This is a genomic window from Paucilactobacillus nenjiangensis, from assembly GCF_008632615.1.
Lineage (GTDB): Bacteria > Bacillota > Bacilli > Lactobacillales > Lactobacillaceae > Paucilactobacillus > Paucilactobacillus nenjiangensis.
Genome location: NZ_CP043939.1, coordinates 96,308 through 112,804 on the forward strand (window position 1 = coordinate 96,308; position 16,497 = coordinate 112,804).

Genomic DNA, 16,497 nt, shown 5'->3' on the forward strand with positions numbered 1-16,497 from the left:
CAATTATAACGGTTAAGTACCATAATTGCTCACAAAAGCAGTGGGGATTAGTTGAATTCAATTAAAACTTTTCCCTGGGGATGACCATTTTTCAAGTACTCGATGGCGTCATTAATCTCGTCAATTTTAAAAACATTTGAATCAACTTGAGGGACAATATTATGTTTTAAAATTAAATCATTCAAATGAGCTAGTTGCGCGCCGTTACTTCTCACAAAAATAAACTGATATTCGGCCTGTTTTGCAGCTGCTTGCTTGTCAAATTTCCGTCCTACGAGTCCGAATAAAAATCTCTTCCAGGCAGGCAATTGTTGGTCGATGGCAAATTGTCGATTTGGACCATCGACTAGTGATAAAAGCTTTCCACCAGGTTTAAGAATGGATAATTCACGCGTAAATTCACTTGGTCCAAGTGTGTCGATGACTAAATCAATATTTTTTAAAGTTTCCCAATAGTTTTCACTTCGATAATCTAAGTATTGATCGGCACCAATTTGCAATGCCTGCTCACGGTTTCTAGTGTTACCACTAACAATTACGTTGAGTCCTAAACTTTTGGCAATTGGAATTGCCATTTGTCCAAATGAACCTGAACCACCAGGAATAAACAAACTTTGCCCGGCATGTGCTTGTAAATTTTCGGTTAAACCTTGCAAAGCAGTTAAGCCAGTTAGTGCCAGCGCAGCTCCGCTTTTTAAATCGTTGTTTGCTGGTAAGTGAGCAATGGTATTTTCATTCGTTACAACATATTCTGCAAAGGCTCCAATTTTGTTGATACTAAGTCGTGAGTAAACCGTATCCCCGACTTTAAAATTAGACACTGACTGACCGACTTGAACAATTTCACCCGATAACTCATTACCTAATGTAGTGGGTAAGTGATATGGACTGATTAATTTGACAGCTCCAGTCCCAATTAAAGTTTCTAAGGGGTTGACGGCGGCATACTTGACGCGAATCAGCACCTCATCATCCTTAATAGTGGGAACTTCGATATCGTTGACGTGCAATTTGAAATCCGGTTGATACTTTAACAGTTGTGCTGCTTTCATAATAATTATCCTCGTATAGTTACATATTTTTAATTTTGTAACCTGATATTAAATTATTTAGTTACAAAAGTCAAATATTGTAACTTAACTTATTTTTATGTTACTCTAAGGTCATTGGAATATTTGAGGAGAACAAACATGGATAAATTAAATACCCAACAAATTATTGAGACTGCACAACGATTAATTGTTGAGAAAAATTCGACGGACATTTCCATGTCGCAGATAGCTAAACAACTGAATGTGACACATGCGGCGATATATAAGCATTTTGAAAATAAAGACGCCTTATGGTTAGCTGTAGCGCAACATTGGTTTGATACGAATATTATCAACAAAATTAACAGTCAGATTGATGACGCGGAGGCGAAGAGCTATTTGCATGACTGGTTATGGCAATTTGCAAATGCAAAAAAGACGACTTTCAACGAAAATCCATTGATGTTTCAGCTAAACACTAAGTACATCGATAGTAATCCAGACGTGCTACATCAAGTTTTGCTGCCTTCATATCAATTACTTGATCAGAAAATGAATTATCATGATGAACATTATAAGAAAATTGAAGCAATTTTTTCCGCATTTGCAGTTTTTGCACTCCCTAATTTTAGTGGGACGTGGAACAGACCGGATTATCGATCACGATTCGAAGATATCTGGCAATTAATTGAAAAGGGTATTTAAAAAGGACTTGGAAAATTTTCCAGGTCCTTTAAATTTATTCTTTTGGTAATTCATTAGCCCAATGGTTGATTGGCCCATATTTATGTCCGACTTGGATTTCGTTACCAATCGCGTTGGTGACAAATTCGCGGGCAATCCGAATTGATTTCTCGACATTGGTACCTTTAGCTAGTTCGGCTGCGATGACTGCACTGACGGTATCGCCAGTTCCGTTGCGTCGATCAGTATCAAAGAATTGAGCTGGTAGCCAGAAAGTTTTGCCATCCTCAAGGAGCACAAAATCATCGACAGTTTCTTGCCCATCACCAATCCGTTGTCCTTTAAGCATCACATTTTTGGCACCTAAATCTTGTAATTCATGAGCCGCAGCTTCAATCTCGTCTTTTGATTTTAGCTTGCGACCGACGATGTGCTCAGCTTCATAGAAATTTGGAGTAATTATTTCTGCTAAGGGAATTAAACGATTTTTTAAAGTTTCAAAAGCGGCATCTTCTAAAAGCAGTGCACCGTGTTTCGTTACGATAACAGGATCAACAACTAATTTGCCAAAATCGTATTTTTCAAGATTGTCAGCGACAGTGTTAATTAAGTCAGCATCGGCAAGCATACCAGTTTTAACGGCCTTGACGCCTAGGTCATCAGCTAGCACTTCGAATTGTTTGCTAATAAAGGGGAGAGGAAGTGTAAAGGAATCGTGAATGCCATATGAGTTACCTGCCACCACGGCGGTCATTACAACTGTTCCATACACTCTGCGCATGAAAAAGCTGTGTAAGTCAGCTTCAATACCAGCTGAGCCATCACTATCGGAACCACCAATCACCATTACTTGTGGATATTCGTTTGCCATTCTAGTACCTCCATTATATTTTCTCATTAAAATTTAATTTTCTATTTCAACCAGTATACGTTACTCACGGAGGAATGTTAATAGTGTTGTCTTGTATAAACAAAAAAAGGACCAAATCCAACTGAATTTGGTCCTTCATTTGTTAAAGTTCCAAGTATGACCGTGATGGTTCACACTTTTTAATCATCATCATCTTTTTCTTTGTTCTGCTTCTTGTGACTATCTTTATGATTTTCTTTGTGGTTACGATGATTTTCTTTTTCGTCTTCATCATCGTCACCCTCATCCTTTTCAGGTTTTGGTAACTCGACGACTTCGAATTCGTTGATATAAGCATCGTTGAAATCAAGTGGGGTGATTTGGAATTGATCAATTTCGACCATTTCACCCTTTTTAATGTTTGGATTGTAATCAATGATGTAACCAGTTAAAGTAACCATTTCGGATTCTTCAAAAACTTGAATATCAGTTTTGAAGAACCGTTCGAAATCATATAACGTGATTTTCCCAGAAACCTTGTAATGCATATTGCCAGCGTCATCTGAGCCGAGTTTTTCAACTAAGTCTTCAGCGACGTCATCAATTTCATCACGGACAGTTCCAAATAATTCTTCGTAAACATCCTTATCGGTAACGATACCAGAAGTACCACCATACTCATCTTTAACGATGACGATTGGAACACGATGTTGAATCATTTCTTGAAGAACATCCGTAATAGCTTGTGTTTCAGAAACAACGGGCATGTTACGGAGCACGGAACGAACAGACGCTTCACCGTTGATACGGCTTTGGCGAACCAAGTCATATGAGAATACATAACCGAGAATTTTATCTTTATCGTTATTGGCGACGACAGGCATACGAGTGTATTTGTAGTCGAGGTATGTGTTTAAGGCATCTTGAATCGAGTCTTGAATGTCTATAACTGTCAGCTGTGTACGATCAATCATAATATCCACAGCAACTTTTTCGTTCATTTCGAACGCACGCTTCATGAACATCAAGTCTTCTTCTTGTAATTCACCAGCGTCAGCAGCATCCTTGGATAATGATAAAATTTCGTTTTGCGAATAAATATCTTCATCAGGAATGGCATTGAAACCGAGTAATTTTGTAATACCAACCGCAGCACGGTCGAACAACCAAATTAGAGGGTAGAAAACTACGTGGAAGAACATGACTGGACGAACAATCGTTAGCAACACTTTCACTGGTTGGTCAATGGCAATGTTCTTTGGCACAAGGTCGGTGAACACAGCGTGAATAAAGGTGAACAACAGGATAGCTGCAACTGAAGAAATGCTCTTGGCATATGCTTCAGGCAAAATGTTGGCATTGATTAAGAGAGTGGCGATGAAATCTTCACCTAACCAACCTAAAATCAATGAAGTAAGGGTAATCCCAACTTGTGCGGTTGAGAGGTATTCAGTCATATGGTCGAGCATATGCATCGCATGACCAATATTCTTTGACTTCTTTTCTCTGGCCGATTGAATGGCCTTTAACGCACTAGGACGCACCTTGACTAACGAATATTCTGTTAATGTAAACAGAACAGCTAAAGCTAAAATAACAATGATTATCACTAAGTTTATGATAATAGACGGACCGGAATCCATGACGTACCTTCTTTCATTTTATATTAAACTCTATTATAACAAATAATCTCCCAATAGTAGTTGATTTCTTTTTAATAGAATAAGAAGATTGTACTAATTTTTGAGGAAAATGTCGAATATTATTCACGTTGTCCAGTGTAAGCGATATAATGAACAGAAATCTAAACAAGTGATGGTGAAAATAATGAATACCACTGAATTTGAAAATATGATGGCAGAACGCCTGTATGACGTGAACGATGAGAAATTACTCCACGATAGATTAGTAGCACGTCGGCTCTTTGAAAAGTTAAATCAGACTGATTTTGAGGATGAAGAAACACGGCACCAATTAATTAAAGAATTATTTGGCACGAGTGGAGAAAATATTGATGTGCGCCCGAATTTTCGTTGTGATTACGGGTACAACATTCATGTTGGCGAAAATTTCTTTGCTAACTTTGATTGTATTTTATTGGATACTTGCCCAATCACGATTGGGAAAAATGCACTGCTAGCACCTCGTGTCCAGTTGTACACTGCTAGTCATCCGCTGGATGTTAATTTACGAACGAAATGGATCGGAACAGGCGCAGCAATTACGATTGGTGACAACTGCTGGTTAGGCGGGGATGTCAAAGTCGTTCCTGGCGTGACGTTAGGTGATAACGTGGTAGTCGGAGCTGGGTCTGTTGTGACCAATTCCTTTGGTAGTAATGTTGCAATTGCCGGCAATCCCGCTCGCGTAATCAAAGAACTTAAACCGATTGAAGAGTAGGTAAAAAAGTTTCACATGAAACAAATTAATCCTTGGGAGGTTAAACTATGATATTTTCACCATTAAATGAATGTGATGTTCCAACTGTATTTCAAAAATAAATAATTTTTGGAATACGGAAGGGAAATAATGAATAAAAAAATATTAGGGATTATCCTGTTGAGTCTCGCTGCCAGTATTTGGGGTGGCATGTTTGTTGTCGTTAAAAGTATTGTTGGTGTTATTCCGCCAGTTCAGTTGGTGTGGTTGCGTTATTTGATTGCAATTGTGGCATTGGGCGTTTTAGTAATCGTTAAACATGCACAGTGGCACATAATTAAGCGCGATGCAGTTTTGATTGTGTTAGTTGGTATCATCGGCAATGGTATCTCAATTGTGGCCCAAGAAACAGGTACAATGTTCTCGTCAGCACAATTAGGCTCAGTCATTACGAGTGCCACACCAACTTTTATGGTGTTATTTGCATTTCCTTTGTTAAAGGAAAAAATTAACTCGGTTAAGGTTATTTCAGTGCTATTGGCCACAGCAGGAGTTGTGCTGATTGTGGGTGTTCATTTGGCAGGAGCACATATTGTGCTGGGTATTTGTATGCTGACGATTGCCGCATTGACTTGGGCCTTAATGTCAGTTCTAGTTAAATTAGTTTCATCTAATTTAAATGCAGTCCAAGTAACGTTTTTGTCAACTTGTGTGGCCTTTGTCGGTTTAACCCCATTTGTGATCAGCCAGTGGTCGCTTATTCAGTCAATTGATTTTACAGCGCCTAAAATTTATCTTAATTTACTATATTTGGGCATTGTTTCCACAGCAGGTGCGTTCGTGATGTGGAATAAAGGATTGCAATTACTAAATGCCGGTAGTGCTGGGTTATTCTTTTTACTACAACCAATTGTTGGGACGCTATTAGGCTGGTTGATTTTAGGAGAACAATTATCCATTGGCTTTCTTTTTGGAGCATTGTTAATCATTGGCAGTGTTTGGTATTCAATTCGATTTGCAAAATGAATTAGACGAGGTATGTAGATGATTAAAATAAGGGAAATTCAAGAAAAAGACAATTCAGCGTTAGCGAAACTAATTCGGGAATCTCTGAAGGCCAATCAATTAGACATCCCTGGAACGGCGTATTTTGATGCAGAACTAGATAATTTGAGTGCGTATTATCAAAGCAGTCGTCAACGACAATATTTTGTGGTACTGGATGAAAATGGTGAAGTATCGGGCGGCTGTGGGATTGCCGAGTATGATAGTGATAACCGGGTGGCTGAGTTACAAAAGTTATATCTGACCAACACGGTTCAAGGACACCATTTGAGTTATAAGTTACTGACTAAAGTGATTGAATTTGCTAATCAGGCAGGGTATCGACAACTATACTTGGAAACACATCATAATTTAGCGTCGGCCATGCATATCTATCAAACATTCGGGTTTGAAGAATTAAGCCAGCCACTCAATAATGGTGAACATTCTGCTATGGATCATTTTTTCATTTTAAAACTGTAAGTTAAAAGTATCCTTTAAAAATCGAAAGACCGAGTTACGTAAAAACTACGTTTACTCGGTCTTTTTTAGCTGGCTTCTTCACTTAATAAGGTAATTACTTCACCACATTCTTTGCGTTCGGCAATGTTGGCTTCTCCCCAAAGGCAAAGTTCATGCAGAATTGAATTTAAACTTTCGCCGCGTTCAGTTAATGAATATTCAACCTTTGGAGGAACTTGTTCATAAATTTTGCGATTGACGATACCGTCATCTTCAAGTTCACGTAATTGTTGCGTCAACATTTTTTGGGTAATTTGTGGGATTGCACGTCTAAGTTCACTGGTTCTGAGAGTTTGATTTCGTAAATGACACAGGATGATAGCTTTCCATTTGCCTCCTATGATATCCATAGTTGCTTCAACCCCAATGTGATATGTCTTATCTTTCAAAATATGATCCTCCATTATTTTATAGGCACTTTTTAGTACCTACAGCACTTTTTAGTGCGTTATTTACTATTTAACTCTGCCTAGTATAATTAATTTTTGTTGTTAGTTCAAGAAAAAATTTAGAAACAAAAATTGGAGGTATCAAATGGATACAACTATTGTAAAAGAACATAAGATTTCACCAACCTTAACTTTATTAGCACTGGCGGTTAGTGCATTTGCCATTGGGTCGACAGAATTTATCAGTGTCGGTGTGATGCCGTTAATCATTAAAACGTTTCATGTGAGCTTGGCAACTGCTGGTTTAACAGTCTCAGTTTATGCGGCAAGTGTGATGATTGGGGCGCCGGTATTTACAAGCTTGACGAGTCGCATACCACGAAAGGCGTTATTGTTATCGATTATGATTACCTTTATTATTGGTAATTTGATTACGGCGATTGCACTAATTTTTCCAATTTTGTTAGCCGGACGAGTAGTGGCAGCATTTGCGCATGGGTTGTTTATGTCAGTGGCGACGGTGATTGCTGCCAGTGTCGTTTATCCAATGAAGCGAGTGTCAGCGATTGCGACAATGTTTACTGGACTGACAGTGGCTACCGTCACTGGAGTACCGTTAGGAACGTTTATTGGCCAACGTGCTAGCTGGCGTATTTCATTTGTAGTGATTGCAGTTATCGGTTTGATTGGATTGATTTCAAATGCGATTTTAGTTCCGAAAGAGCTACCTATGCCAGCCAAGATTCAACGTGGTAGCTTGATGAGAATGATTAAGGCACCGGTAGTTTTATTGTCGTTGATTGTCACGGCAGACGGTTATGGAGCAAGCTTTCCAGTTTATTCATATATGACAACAATTATCGCTGATCAAGGCTGGAGCGATTCGGCTAGTGTCATTATATTAATTGCTTATGGATTAGCAGTCGCGGTTGGAAACACTGTTGGTGGTCGAGTGGCGAATGCCAAGCCATTAAAAGTATTAATGATGATGTTTGCGGCCATGATTCCAATGATGCTACTAATACTAGTTGGCTTGCAGGCCCAAATCTTTGGCTTAATATTGATTCTGATTATGGGATTGTTGGCATTCATGAATGTGCCCGGACTTCAATTATTTACAATGCAAGCTGCGGAAAAGTACACACCAAATGATGTTCAAATGGCCTCGGCCTTTAACATTGCTGCCTTTAATTTGGGCATCATGATAGGATCGTACGTTGGTGGAATTGTCGCCGATGGAGCAGGGTTATATTTGACGCCAATTGCGGGATCGGTAATGGCGGCAATTGCACTTGGATTAACATGGTTATTAAGCCGGCTTCATACTGCCTAAGTACGAAATGTTTTGTTATACTGGATGGAATAAACCATTCAGGAGGCATCGCATGACATTTTTCTATTTTATTCGCCACGGACAAACCTTAGGAAACACCCAAGGTATAAGTCAGGGCACAATTAATACTGAAATTGCATACTTAAACGAACATGGTAAAGCACAGGCACAAAAACTACACGATCATTTTGATGTGGCATTTGCTGACAGAATTATTGCCAGTCCACTAGTCCGTACTCAACAAACTGCAGAAATAATTAATCAGACGGCAAATTTGCCCATTGAATTTGATGACCGGATTAAAGAGATTTCTTACGGTGATTGGGATGGGACTAAAAAAAGCGAATTAAAAAAAGATTATCCGGACTTATTTAGCACGATTAGTGGGGATGTAGTGCCGGAATATTACACCACCGCTCATGGCGAATCGTTCCCTGATGTAGAAAACCGAGTTGCTGAATTTGTTAAAGATATGTCGGCTAAATACCCCGATGAAAAACTCATCGTGGTCAGTCATGGCTTTACGATTCGTAGTGCTGTGGTTAATGCACTACAAGTTAAAGATCCATTTGCAGTACCAGAACCTGAAAATACCAGCATCACTAAAATTAGCGTCCTAGATAACGGCCAACAAGTCCTCGAATTCTTTAATAGAGTGTATTGATTGAGTGCGCTGAAATAATTGGGTTGACTACGAGCGCTAGTCTAGTCTGGCGAATGTAAGTGAATTTCTTACAAGGCAGACGTAACTAGGCGGAATAGTCAGATTATTGAAGCGTGATTACGACAATGTGCTGACAAGCCCGGGTTGCTCACGAGGATTAGCAAACACATCGGATAGAAGTGGTTTACTTCTAAGCGATGGGTGAGGCTAAACGTAATGAGCAGGGATTGGAAGCATGAGTCAGCGGAGCAAGTTAAGTGAATTTAGTAAGTTCCGAGTATTAATTTTTGATTGAATAGTGACAAAAGATGGATAAATTGTTGTTATATATTTTTGGTTGGGAAAACCGTTGGAAATACAGATTCGATTGCTAATTTTCAGATTTATGAAGGAGAATAGTTATGGGATATGTATTTTTAGGTGTGGCCATTTTAGGCGAATTTTGCGCAACCAACTTTTTAAAAATGTCAGATGGGTTTCATAATTTTGGATTCACAGTTGTTTCAATGTTAGGTTATTTAGTAACTTTTTACTTTCTATCCATCTCATTGAAAACAATTGAAATGGATGTGGCTTATGCTATTTGGGCGGCAGTAGGAATTGTTTTGATTGCAGCCTTTTCAGTAATCTATTGGAAAGAACCATTGAACTTACCAAGTGTTGTCGGAATTGCATTAATTACGATTGGAGTGATTATCCTTCAATTATTTGGTAATGGAGAGCATTAGCCTAGCAGCTTTTTTCAAAATATTCTTGACCTAAAGCTGACTTCAGGTTGTAGAATCAAAATGTTGATATGGCATCCATGAATTATTACCCGGGAAACAAAGCAATGTAATTTTCTATTCCAATTTCGAATGTATGGCATTCTTTTTTGAATGTTAATTCGATTGCAATGGTGATATTCATAGATTATGATATGGACTTATATAAAGTAAGTAGCGTGAATGTCGTTAAAAGACGTAAAAATTTTTAAATAACTGGTTAAGGAGATTTGAAATATGATCATTAATGTATGCACTTTAAGCAAATAATTTCATATTGAAAGCTAAAACAGATTAATTTAAAAATGGAGATAAGTATGATGACAAAAGCCCTAGTAGTATTAACTAACCATGAACATTTTGATACACTCAACAAAACCACTGGATTGTGGTTAAGCGAAGCAGTTCATTTCAGTCAAGTAATGAAGGATAACGGAATCGAAGTTGACTATGTCAGCCCTAAAGGTGGCTATGTTCCGTTAGACCCTGGCAGTATTGAAGGTGATAACTTAGATCCAATTAGTGCTGATTTTTATTTTGATGCCGACTTTCGGAATCGTGCGTTAGGTGCCTCGCTTGCACCAAAAGATATTACAGCGACAGATTATGATGTCATTTATTTTGCTGGTGGTCATGGGACTGTTTGGGACTTTCCTAACAATGCGGCATTGGGTTCAATTGCTAAGAGTATTTATGATAATGGTGGTGTAATTTCGGCGGTATGCCACGGTGTAGCAGGACTGTTGTCAATCGAAGAAAACGGTCAAAAATTCATTCAAGGTAAAAATGTGGCTGGCTTCACCAATGAAGAAGAGGAAATCAATGGATTAACACATGATGTTCCATTTTTGACTGAAGATGAATTAATTGCTGCTGGCGCACACCACACCAAGTCAGACCCATATACAAAACATGTGGTGGTTGATGGCCGTTTGGTTACTGGTCAAAATCCACAGTCTGCTGCAGGTGTTGGACAAGCAGTGATAGAAATACTTAATAAATAACGAAGAGGGTTTTAAGATGACAAAATTTACAGATGAGACTAAGTTTGCCAGCGGTGCAACTTTGAAAAATAGATTAATGATGTCACCAATGACAACGACTCAAAGTTTTTATAATGGTGAGATTACCAAGGACGAAATTGAATATTATTCAGATCGCGCCGCGGGTCTTGGAGCAGTGATTACAGGCGCTGCGAATGTTGAAGATTTAGGTAAGGGATGGTTTGGAGAACTCAGTGTTGCCCATGACGAAATGATTCCCGGACTGTCAGCGTTGGCCAAAGGCATTCAAAGTAAGGATACCAAAGCTATCCTACAAATTGTGCACGCCGGAAGAATGACGCATAGTGCTGAATTAAACGGTGAACAAATCGTTTCAGCTAGTGATATTCCAGCTTTACGTGATGATGCCGAAACGCCTCGTGCCCAAACTTTGGAAGAAGTTAAGGAAACGATTAAATCATTCGGTGAGGCTACTCGTCGGGCGATTCAATCTGGGTTTGATGGTATTGAACTCCACGGCGCCAATACGTATTTAATTCAACAATTTTTTTCACCTCATAGTAACCGTCGGACTGACGAATATGGAGGTGATCGTGATCATCGCTTTAACTTTATCAAAGAGATGTTAGTTGAAGTATTTGCTGCCGTTGATGAATACGCAACTAAGCCTTTCATTGTTGGATATCGGTTCTCACCCGAAGAGTTTGAAACACCTGGGATTAGAATGGATGATACTAAATGGTTAGTTGATCAGTTAAGTGAATCACGCTTAGATTATTTACATGTTTCATTGAATAAATATGCCAGTGTCTCCCGGGATGAAAACTATAAGGCACAAGGAAGATTGGCTTATGTCAGAGACTGGGTTAACGGTCGTAAACCAGTTGTCGGCGTTGGAGGTGTTCGTACTCGCCAAGACGTGGAAAATGTTTTAGAAGTGGCCGATTTAGTGGCGGTTGGACAACAAATTCTGTTTGACCCAACTTGGGCTGTTAAACTAATTTCCGGCAACGATGCTGCCATGGTTCAGATTCCATTTAAGGATGCGGTTGAAATTACGCCGTTATCCTTACCACTCTATGAATTTGCCGCAGCACGTTATCACAGTGTTATTTTGAGTTAAACGATTTGAGTCATCAACAATCCAATGTTGGTGGCTTTTTTGATATTTCGGAGCGTGTAATGATTTTTAAAATAAATTTGGACATATTATGACCGTTGAAACTCATATAATATAAAATATATTAATCTCAATAAATATTTTAAAACTATCGGAGGGCTGATTATGGCGGAAAGCATTCATGATTTTTTTCAAAAACACTATGGCAACATCATGTCGAGTACCATCTATGCTCCATCGGTGGAACAAATTAACCCGGTCAAATCATCGCAAGCAGGAACAGATAACCTTTCTTACGAAGCCGCAGTTGAGTATCTTGATACTTATCAGCCAATGGATGTATTAGACGAGGGACCTAAATTAAACCTTGAATCACTTGTAGTGCTGCCAAGCCAAGCTGAATTCGATGTAGCTGCTAATCAAGATAATTTTGGTGCATTCCACCATGAAAATTCTGTGGATCGAGATTTGAGATATATCGTTGAGCGTTTTAGTTGGCCAAAAGATGATCCAGAAGTTTCAGAGTTTAAGCTGATAGGTGGCTTGACGACATCTTTTTTACCTAACACGCCAATTTCAAAGCATGATTCACTTAAAAGTATCAACCAAACTGATATTGATGAAGGAATTGAACGCATTTATCAAATCATTGAACAAATGTTAGGACTTAATCCAGATTCAAAATCTGAAAAAAGATTACGAATGGTCTTCATGCTACCTGAATCCATGAGCGAATCAGTAATACCTCAATTTATTTATCGTGCTCGTTGTGAGGACTTCAGTCGAGCCTTTCCACTATTGACGGAGTTGATACCCGAAATTGAATTTTATAATGTTCTGATTAATCTTGGTGCAGAAGATGGATTCACGATGGAAAAACTGTATCAGAACATTGAACCGTTGATGATATCAGCTCAACCAGTACTGACAGAGGAAATGTATCACGATATTGTTGACCCATATCGCCAATAATTGCAATTCAAAACGAAAGTGAAGGTGGGAGAGCATGAATCAAGCCACGGTAGATAAAATGATTGTTGAACACGAACAGTGGTTGGACGACCACGAAACAGGTAATCGTGCAGATTTTTCTAACTTAGATCTCAGCTCAAATAGTTTCGCCTATCATGATTTGAGTTATGCAATTTTTGATGGTGCCAATTTATCACGAGCAGATTTTGAAGATGATATTTTGAATGGAACTTCATTCGTGGGTGCAATCATGATTGCCACTGATCTATCATATGCGGCAATGTTTGGCACTGACTTTCAATATGCTGAACTGACGAATGCGTTTGTTGATGATATTTATGGTGCAGGGGTCGACTTTCGCCACTGTCTAATTGACGATTTTGAAGAAATCTCACAACATATTTCCGATGCTCGCTTTGATGATGAAGTGTAGAATCATGAAGATTGAGTGCTGGTGGTTTTATTTTTTTCACTAACTTAATTGTCAGATAATCACTGATTTTAAGCGTTTTTAAGACTTGCTCATTGTTTAATTTGTGAAATTTGAGGAACAAATAGTTGCACTTACTAAAAGTAAGCAATGTATTGGATGTCATAATAAACGAAAGAAGGAACCAATTATGGCATATCAAGCAAGCAATGAAGAAAAAGCAATTAAGATTATTAACTTAGAAGGATTAGAGGCTCAAGTTAAGGATCGAATGGAAGCTGGTGCATTGAGAGTATAAAATAGTTTGTATAAATGAAATGCCTTCGTACATATAATATGTATCTAACTTAAATAAATGATGCTTCCAAGGTGTCCTGGAGTCCTTTGAACCCTCGGTGGATCCGCTTCAGAGACTTCTCGTTATAAACATTAAACTGAGAAACCAGGAAGCAATCCAGTGAATCTTCCGTTGGAAATTGTTCTTTGTGGTGGGTGGTGCGCTTGAGATGCTTATTAAAGTTCTCAATCAGGTTAGTGGAGTATAGTGATTGCCGGATAGCTGGTGGAAAGTCCATGAAAGTGAGTAAATTCGGCATTTTAAGCAGATCTTTGATTAATTTGGGATAGGTCTGATGCCAGTTGTTGGCGAACTCATTCAGTTTCAGTTCGGCTGCTTCACGGTTGGCGGCCCGATGAACTTGTTTAAAGTCACTGATCACGGCCTTGCGGTCTTTTACGCGAACTTTGTTCATCAGATTCCGCCCAACATGAACCAGGCAACGTTGTCGTTTGGCTTTAGGGAAATGCCGATTCAAGCCTTCATCCAAACCAACTAACCCATCGGCCACAAACAACAGCACATCTTTAACGCCCTGCTTGATCAAGGTTCCCAGCAGTTCAGTCCAGATTCCAGTCGATTCCGTTGGCGCCACTTGGTAGTTCAGCACTTCTTTCGTACCATCTGGACGAATGCCAATCGTAATATGAACGGCTTCTTTTTGAACGGTATCCCGCTTTAACGGCAAGTAAGTGGCATCTAAGAAGATGGCCGCATATTGTGAACCCAGTCGACGTTGCTGGAAAGCTTGAACCTGTTCATTGACGGCTTTAGTCATGTTGGAAACCGTGGCTTTGGAGTAGTGAGCACCGTACATTTTCTCAATAAGTTCGGCAATTTCAGCAGTGGTAATTCCCTTGGTATACAACTGAATGACCGTTGTTTCTAAATTATCACTGTGCCGACCGTAGGCTGGCAAGGTATGATTTTCAAACCGGCCATTGCGATCTCGAGGAATGGTTAAGTTAAGTTGGCCGTACTTCGTATCAAACGAGCGCTCATAACTGCCGTTGCGGTTATTACCAGTGTTAATCCCAGCGTATGAGTAGCGTTCGTAACCCAAAAACTCTGCCAATTCGGTTTGAAGCAGCTGGTTAATCGCAATTTCGAGGTGGTGACGAAAAACTTCGTCCAAATCTTGCTTTTGGGCTAGTGCAGCGATAATTTCTGTGGTAAGTTCATTCATGGGGAATGCCTCCTGTGATGTTTTCTGTGATTACTAAATATCATAAGGGAAGGCATTCCCTATTTCTATACAATTCAGAAATCTTTTATGCATTTACACAAGATATTTTACGCTCTCTCCAATTTCATTTGGACTGTTACTTACAACCGTATCGTTTGAATTTATCGAGTCTGCGGAGCTGGCGCCGTACTTTGCAATCAGTTGTTTATTTGCTGGAATTATTTTGATTTATACCGGCATCTTTTTGGCGTTAACCTACAATAAGCCGTCATTAATAATCAATTATCAGATGAAATTAATTTTTTATGTCATCGCCAATGTTGGTTTTATGCTTTCGATACTGATTAAATCCTATGCAGTCACGATTTTAATCGCGACAATCGTGACGGTCGTTAATTCGACTATTTTTTCAATGTATATGATTCGCCACACTTAATAAATAACGAAGTGTACTGTTTGACGAGCAATCGCGCTATTATTTCTGTTACAATGAATTTAACTTATGAATAAGAAAAGGAGAAAACTATGCTATTTATTGCTACATTGGCGGGGTTACTCCTGGCGGATCAAATTGCGATTCATTTATGTCGTCGCGTTGAAATTCCTGGAGTGGTTGGAGAAATTATGGTCGGGGTTATTTTCGGGCCAGCATTTCTTGGTTGGGTTCATTTAAATGAACTATTGAATGAATTTCAAGTCATCGGTGTCATTATTTTAATGTTCATCGGGGGCTTAGAAAGTGATTTAAATTTATTAAAAAAATACATCCGGCCGGCATTAGTTGTTGCCGTCATGGGTGTGATTGTACCATTTGTCGTCATGGGAATTGCCAGTTATGCGTTTGGGTTCCCATGGTTAGCTTCATTATTTATTGGAACCATTTTTTCAGCAACGTCTATCTCCATCTCAATTTCAGTGATGAACGAATATCACTATCTGGAAACTAAAGAGGGTACCGTAATCTTAGGGGCGGCGATTGTTGATGATATCATTGGCGTTTTAATGTTGAGTTTATTGGTTGGATTCATGAGTAGTGGGAATAATTCTGCTGGTCACACCACCAATATTGGTTTATTACTCGCCGAACAAGCTGCGTTTTTTGTCTTAGTTTACTTGCTCGTTCGCTGGCTAGCCCCAATTATTATGGGCTTAGGTGAACGGCTATTATCTCAAGTTTCAGAAACGGTCATGTCGTTGGTCATCTGTTTAGCGTTGGCGGCTGCTGCCGAATTTGTTGGTTTAAGTGCTGCCGTTGGTGCCTTCTTTGCTGGGGTCGCTGTTGCACAAACAGAAAGCCATAGTAAGGTCGAACACGGGATTGAACCAATCGGGTATGCCGTCTTTATTCCAATCTTCTTCATTAGTATTGGCTTAAATATCAAATTTGAACACTTTATGGAATCATTGCCATTTATTATTATCATGACGATTTTGGCTTGTCTGACGAAGCTATTTGGTTGTGGTTTGGGCGCCAAAATGAATGGATTCACACTAGACAGTAGTTATCTCGTGGGTGCGGGGATGATTTCTCGTGGTGAAATGGCCCTCATCACCGCCCAAATTGGGTTTGAGGCTCACTTGCTTTCAGAAACATACTACACCGACGTAATTATTGTAATTGTGTTGGCAACAGTGATTGCGCCATTCTTATTGAAAAATGCGATTAAGCGACATGCAAAGCATCTAGAAGCTGCCGCGTAAAAATAGTTTGTCTCTACAGATTTAAACGATTTGTAGAGACTTTTTTAATACTTGAAAAGATATTCGGATTCATCCATTTTTTGTCAA

Annotated in this window: 18 protein-coding genes; 13 read left to right on the top strand and 5 right to left on the bottom strand. The window is 39.1% G+C overall.

Annotated elements, in window-relative coordinates; translation table 11 throughout:
- Positions 1–47: 47 nt before the first annotated feature.
- Positions 48–1,052, bottom strand: a complete 1,005-nt coding sequence (locus F0161_RS00470) for an NADP-dependent oxidoreductase (protein WP_150203076.1) — start codon at positions 1,050–1,052, stop codon at positions 48–50.
- A 138-nt stretch (positions 1,053–1,190) separates the two neighbouring features.
- Here F0161_RS00470 and F0161_RS00475 point away from each other — a divergent pair, with 138 nt between their 5' ends.
- Entirely contained in the window at positions 1,191–1,736 is a 546-nt protein-coding gene (locus F0161_RS00475; RefSeq protein WP_150203077.1) for a TetR/AcrR family transcriptional regulator, read from the top strand.
- Between the two features lie 34 nt (positions 1,737–1,770).
- On the opposite strand, the gene thiD is transcribed toward F0161_RS00475, so the two are convergent.
- Entirely contained in the window at positions 1,771–2,586 is an 816-nt protein-coding gene (thiD, locus tag F0161_RS00480; protein ID WP_150203079.1) for a bifunctional hydroxymethylpyrimidine kinase/phosphomethylpyrimidine kinase, read from the bottom strand.
- A 179-nt stretch (positions 2,587–2,765) separates the two neighbouring features.
- Entirely contained in the window at positions 2,766–4,208 is a 1,443-nt protein-coding gene (locus F0161_RS00485; RefSeq protein WP_150203081.1) for a hemolysin family protein, read from the bottom strand.
- Positions 4,209–4,392: 184 nt separating this feature from the next.
- Between F0161_RS00485 and F0161_RS00490 the strand changes: the two genes are divergently transcribed.
- The 3 genes from F0161_RS00490 (at position 4,393) to F0161_RS00500 (ending at position 6,471) form a co-directional block, all read left to right on the top strand.
- Positions 4,393–4,965: a sugar O-acetyltransferase gene (locus F0161_RS00490; protein ID WP_150203083.1), complete on the top strand. Its 573-nt coding sequence runs from the start codon at positions 4,393–4,395 to the stop codon at positions 4,963–4,965.
- Between the two features lie 129 nt (positions 4,966–5,094).
- The gene (locus tag F0161_RS00495) at positions 5,095–5,970 is read left to right on the top strand and encodes a DMT family transporter (protein WP_137601802.1); all 876 of its coding nucleotides are present in this window, start codon (positions 5,095–5,097) and stop codon (positions 5,968–5,970) included.
- Positions 5,971–5,988: 18 nt separating this feature from the next.
- Positions 5,989–6,471, top strand: coding sequence for a GNAT family N-acetyltransferase (locus F0161_RS00500; protein ID WP_150203084.1), 483 nt, complete (start codon positions 5,989–5,991; stop codon positions 6,469–6,471).
- Between the two features lie 65 nt (positions 6,472–6,536).
- Here F0161_RS00500 and F0161_RS00505 read toward each other — a convergent pair whose 3' ends face one another.
- Positions 6,537–6,914: a winged helix-turn-helix transcriptional regulator gene (locus tag F0161_RS00505; protein WP_150203086.1), complete on the bottom strand. Its 378-nt coding sequence runs from the start codon at positions 6,912–6,914 to the stop codon at positions 6,537–6,539.
- 130 nt (positions 6,915–7,044) lie between these two features.
- Here F0161_RS00505 and F0161_RS00510 point away from each other — a divergent pair, with 130 nt between their 5' ends.
- The 7 genes from F0161_RS00510 (at position 7,045) to F0161_RS00540 (ending at position 13,189) form a co-directional block, all read left to right on the top strand.
- Positions 7,045–8,232: an MFS transporter gene (locus F0161_RS00510; RefSeq protein WP_150203088.1), complete on the top strand. Its 1,188-nt coding sequence runs from the start codon at positions 7,045–7,047 to the stop codon at positions 8,230–8,232.
- Positions 8,233–8,284: 52 nt separating this feature from the next.
- Positions 8,285–8,896 carry a histidine phosphatase family protein gene (locus F0161_RS00515; protein WP_150203090.1) on the top strand — a complete coding sequence of 204 codons (612 nt, stop codon included), beginning with the start codon at positions 8,285–8,287 and terminating at the stop codon, positions 8,894–8,896.
- Positions 8,897–9,297: 401 nt separating this feature from the next.
- Complete coding sequence (locus F0161_RS00520) at positions 9,298–9,624, top strand: DMT family transporter (protein WP_150203092.1); 327 nt, start codon at positions 9,298–9,300, stop codon at positions 9,622–9,624.
- 356 nt (positions 9,625–9,980) lie between these two features.
- On the top strand, positions 9,981–10,664 hold the full coding sequence (locus F0161_RS00525) for a type 1 glutamine amidotransferase domain-containing protein (RefSeq protein ID WP_150203094.1): 684 nt from the start codon (positions 9,981–9,983) through the stop codon (positions 10,662–10,664).
- A 16-nt stretch (positions 10,665–10,680) separates the two neighbouring features.
- Complete coding sequence (locus F0161_RS00530; RefSeq protein WP_150203096.1) at positions 10,681–11,787, top strand: NADH-dependent flavin oxidoreductase; 1,107 nt, start codon at positions 10,681–10,683, stop codon at positions 11,785–11,787.
- Between the two features lie 162 nt (positions 11,788–11,949).
- A complete protein-coding gene (locus tag F0161_RS00535; protein WP_150203098.1) occupies positions 11,950–12,756 on the top strand; it encodes a hypothetical protein in 807 nt (268 codons plus the stop codon).
- Positions 12,757–12,790: 34 nt separating this feature from the next.
- Positions 12,791–13,189, top strand: a complete 399-nt coding sequence (locus F0161_RS00540; protein ID WP_150203100.1) for a pentapeptide repeat-containing protein — start codon at positions 12,791–12,793, stop codon at positions 13,187–13,189.
- A gap of 344 nt (positions 13,190–13,533) precedes the next feature.
- On the opposite strand, the gene F0161_RS00545 is transcribed toward F0161_RS00540, so the two are convergent.
- Entirely contained in the window at positions 13,534–14,709 is a 1,176-nt protein-coding gene (locus tag F0161_RS00545; RefSeq protein ID WP_150203102.1) for an IS256 family transposase, read from the bottom strand.
- A 289-nt stretch (positions 14,710–14,998) separates the two neighbouring features.
- On the opposite strand from F0161_RS00545, the gene F0161_RS11375 reads away from it, so the two are divergent.
- Together F0161_RS11375 and F0161_RS00555 are read left to right on the top strand one after the other, a co-directional pair.
- Positions 14,999–15,145 (top strand): hypothetical protein, encoded by a 147-nt coding sequence (locus F0161_RS11375; protein WP_190318881.1) that lies wholly within the window; start codon positions 14,999–15,001, stop codon positions 15,143–15,145.
- Between the two features lie 89 nt (positions 15,146–15,234).
- Positions 15,235–16,410 (top strand): cation:proton antiporter, encoded by a 1,176-nt coding sequence (locus F0161_RS00555; protein WP_137601669.1) that lies wholly within the window; start codon positions 15,235–15,237, stop codon positions 16,408–16,410.
- Positions 16,411–16,497 lie beyond the last annotated feature (87 nt).

What these genes read in the sequence shown, in the direction of transcription:
- F0161_RS00555 (WP_137601669.1), top strand. Translation starts at nt 15,235, where the DNA reads ATGCTATTTATTGCTACATTGGCGGGGTTACTCCTGGCGGATCAAATT.
- F0161_RS00495 (WP_137601802.1), top strand. Translation starts at nt 5,095, where the DNA reads ATGAATAAAAAAATATTAGGGATTATCCTGTTGAGTCTCGCTGCCAGT.
- F0161_RS00500 (WP_150203084.1), top strand. Translation starts at nt 5,989, where the DNA reads ATGATTAAAATAAGGGAAATTCAAGAAAAAGACAATTCAGCGTTAGCG.
- F0161_RS00510 (WP_150203088.1), top strand. Translation starts at nt 7,045, where the DNA reads ATGGATACAACTATTGTAAAAGAACATAAGATTTCACCAACCTTAACT.
- F0161_RS00490 (WP_150203083.1), top strand. Translation starts at nt 4,393, where the DNA reads ATGAATACCACTGAATTTGAAAATATGATGGCAGAACGCCTGTATGAC.
- F0161_RS00485 (WP_150203081.1), bottom strand. Translation starts at nt 4,208, where the DNA reads ATGGATTCCGGTCCGTCTATTATCATAAACTTAGTGATAATCATTGTT.
- F0161_RS11375 (WP_190318881.1), top strand. Translation starts at nt 14,999, where the DNA reads ATGAAATTAATTTTTTATGTCATCGCCAATGTTGGTTTTATGCTTTCG.
- F0161_RS00535 (WP_150203098.1), top strand. Translation starts at nt 11,950, where the DNA reads ATGGCGGAAAGCATTCATGATTTTTTTCAAAAACACTATGGCAACATC.
- F0161_RS00515 (WP_150203090.1), top strand. Translation starts at nt 8,285, where the DNA reads ATGACATTTTTCTATTTTATTCGCCACGGACAAACCTTAGGAAACACC.
- F0161_RS00520 (WP_150203092.1), top strand. Translation starts at nt 9,298, where the DNA reads ATGGGATATGTATTTTTAGGTGTGGCCATTTTAGGCGAATTTTGCGCA.
- F0161_RS00505 (WP_150203086.1), bottom strand. Translation starts at nt 6,914, where the DNA reads ATGGAGGATCATATTTTGAAAGATAAGACATATCACATTGGGGTTGAA.
- F0161_RS00475 (WP_150203077.1), top strand. Translation starts at nt 1,191, where the DNA reads ATGGATAAATTAAATACCCAACAAATTATTGAGACTGCACAACGATTA.
- F0161_RS00525 (WP_150203094.1), top strand. Translation starts at nt 9,981, where the DNA reads ATGACAAAAGCCCTAGTAGTATTAACTAACCATGAACATTTTGATACA.
- F0161_RS00545 (WP_150203102.1), bottom strand. Translation starts at nt 14,709, where the DNA reads ATGAATGAACTTACCACAGAAATTATCGCTGCACTAGCCCAAAAGCAA.
- F0161_RS00540 (WP_150203100.1), top strand. Translation starts at nt 12,791, where the DNA reads ATGAATCAAGCCACGGTAGATAAAATGATTGTTGAACACGAACAGTGG.
- thiD (WP_150203079.1), bottom strand. Translation starts at nt 2,586, where the DNA reads ATGGCAAACGAATATCCACAAGTAATGGTGATTGGTGGTTCCGATAGT.
- F0161_RS00470 (WP_150203076.1), bottom strand. Translation starts at nt 1,052, where the DNA reads ATGAAAGCAGCACAACTGTTAAAGTATCAACCGGATTTCAAATTGCAC.
- F0161_RS00530 (WP_150203096.1), top strand. Translation starts at nt 10,681, where the DNA reads ATGACAAAATTTACAGATGAGACTAAGTTTGCCAGCGGTGCAACTTTG.